The 2,637-nt window shown below is 46.3% G+C and carries 2 protein-coding genes and 1 pseudogene; all 3 read right to left on the bottom strand.

Annotated features, from left to right (window positions below; translation table 11 throughout):
- Positions 1–279 precede the first annotated feature (279 nt).
- Positions 280–690, bottom strand: a complete 411-nt coding sequence (locus QUA13_RS32170) for a hypothetical protein (protein ID WP_333205116.1) — start codon at positions 688–690, stop codon at positions 280–282.
- Positions 691–1,128: 438 nt separating this feature from the next.
- Positions 1,129–2,271 carry a sigma-70 family RNA polymerase sigma factor gene (locus QUA13_RS32165; protein WP_333205114.1) on the bottom strand — a complete coding sequence of 381 codons (1,143 nt, stop codon included), beginning with the start codon at positions 2,269–2,271 and terminating at the stop codon, positions 1,129–1,131.
- Between the two features lie 264 nt (positions 2,272–2,535).
- A pseudogene (locus tag QUA13_RS32160) lies at positions 2,536–2,637 on the bottom strand (IS5/IS1182 family transposase); the annotation flags it as partial.

The raw sequence follows: 2,637 nt of genomic DNA, 5'->3' as shown, positions 1-2,637 counted from the left end.
TAGTGAACTCACGTCACCGTCATCTTTCTACAGCAAGGCTTCTAAACCAGGCTCAGCACTCACCTTGACAGGGCTGGTCTGAGGCACCCTACAAGTTAATTGCAGTGTGCCAGTTGTGTAAGTCCTGATTAGAAGTATTGTGAACAAAAACCTCTCTTAATGAGGATCTTTCCTGACTTTCTGTGGCGAGAGTCGCTGAGATCCTCATATCAGATTTGAGAGGGGAGACAATTGATTGAATTCTTGGGTCAGCTTACTAGCTAACAACTCTCAACATTTCTAGGGCTTCGTCGTACCCAAAACAGCGCCGCTAGTAGTACCTAGGTTGATGGTGTATCCTGCTGTGAAGGTATTGATTTGCGCGGTACCGCGAGCGCTGTCTTGTATTGTGTTGAGGTTAAAGCCGGCTGGGTCGCCAAGACCGTTGAGACTCAGTGTACCCGCAGTGCCAAGGGCAAAGGCTGAGTTCTGTAAGCCATTTGTATTGCTTGTGCCGTTGTAGTTGAAAGAATGAGCGGCAGCATTTTCTTTACCCACAGCAGCCGAGACAGCCACACCTGTAACCCCAGTGCCGCCAACAGTGAAAGCCGCAGAACCTGCCACACCACCTTCACCGGCACGGGCTACGGTAGCGAAACCAAAAGCATTGAGAATAACGAAACCACTAACGAAAGCAATACGACGAATCATAATTTTTCAACTCCAGGGTTGGTTTTTTGTGTTCTATTAGTTAGACGTTTCCCGAAGGCAATTTGTGAATAATTCAGTCTTTAGATAGATAAGATCTCTACCCTTTGGAGGATGACGCGGTTCGAGGGAGGATTTGACCAATTCCTGCTACGCAGTCCATCTCTTCGTGAAAATCTAGATTGACGAAACGGGATGCCTAATTTTTCCATGCCAAATTCCGCCTAGCGCCATATCGCGCCCGGCGCCAGTCATAGAGAAAGCGGGAATATAGGGGATTGCAGCGAGCGGGAGCATTAATGCCACCTGCAGGCCAATAGCTTTTGGCTTTCCCAAGACTCAGAAAGCAATCGGCTGTAAAAACTGATTTAAAGCGATTTTCTGCCTGCCTATTTTTCAGATGGAAGAAAGCCAGCCCCCACTGTCTGCCCACATCCTCCTCTACATTAGAAAAGGCGATACAGAAGACGCACTGTTGCGCGATATGCCTCCTGCACCCTGGCGCGATCGCATTTCTGGCGATCGAACATCGGTCAAGTATTGGTTTTCTCTGTTGAGAAACTGGGAATACAGCGGATTGCAGTCGCTGATGGTACAACAGCCCTGTGCAGGCAGCATTAATGATGCCTGCACACCAAGAGCTTTTTGGCTTTCCCCAGACTCAGAAAGCAATCCGCTGTAGGCGTTAGGGGCGATCGCTTTTTCGCTGTCATTCCCCAGACTATTAGCCAAGATCCGTAGGGGCGAATAATCCTTCGCGCCTAGATGCACAACACACACCGCCGTTTCTTGCTTTTCCTTACCGCCAACAATTTCTCTTTCTTTTATCTCCCCATCAGATTGAGCATTCACTAAAATTGGCTCTTGAACTTCCCCACGGGCAACAATTTCTCTTTCTTCAATCTCCTTTTTAAGAGGTTTTTTTTCAGCAATACTCTTAGACTTTTTCCCTTTTGCAGACTGAGGAGAAACCCTCGACTTAGGATTAGATAAATCAGATTCAGTCCCATCTTCAGAGAAATTTTCATTGAACCGCTGACGCAAAATTGCCCGCGCCTGGGAAATCCGCTTGCGGGCGTTATCGTAGGATATACCAAGCTGTTCGGCAATATCTGGATAAGATAGCCCTGATTCAAAATGGAGAATAAAAGTCTCGCGCAATCTATCTGGCAACTCATCTATGGCGGCGCGAAAAAATAATTCGACTTCTCGCCGCATAGCAGCGCGAACTGGTGTTTCTTCTTGGCTAATTAATTCGGTTTCGTTTCCTATAGCAATGGTATCTAAACTGTCAACTTCTACTGCACCCCTGTTGCGCTCTCGATGGATATCGGCGCACAGATTATAAGTCAGTTTGGTTAACCAAGCCTTAAAGTTTTTGATATCATCCGTACCATCTCTTGCTTTCTTCCAAGCTTTCAGCATCGCGCGACTGAGGGCATCTTCCGCATCGGTTGGGTTCCCCATCCACTTGCGACAGCAACGGTAAAGGTAATCTTGATTATCCTGCCATAATTTCCAAAAAGCTGAATCTATATCTGGAGTGTATGAGGAAGGGACTGATGCAGAACTAGAAATTAACATCTGTGGGTGCCGAAACTCTAAGTGGACAAACAACTGGCGATTAATTTAGGCAGTAATTTACCTAGCCTCAGATGCACCTATCACTATGTTAACTCACCACTCAGGCTCCAGTCAGTCGGAAAAGTCGGATCTTTCAAGTCGGAAAAGTCGGAAAAGTAGGATCATCGCGGCTATGAGTGCATAGCTCAGACATCCCTTTAACAATCTAAGCTCACCCGCGAGCTAAAATGCCACTGTATTAATAGTAGACCTCTTGCGAAAGTCTCAGCCGATCTCTAATTTAGTCTTAAAAGAAAGTTCATAATTATAAATACCAGCGATCAAATTAAATCTTAATCCGAAGCGCCTTCTTCGATTCCGATATCT

Source organism: Microcoleus sp. S28C3 (assembly GCF_036700785.1).
Classification (GTDB): Bacteria; Cyanobacteriota; Cyanobacteriia; order Cyanobacteriales; family Microcoleaceae; genus Microcoleus; species Microcoleus asticus.
The sequence above is the reverse complement of the archived record's forward strand: the minus strand, read 5'-3'. Positions and strand labels throughout refer to the sequence as shown.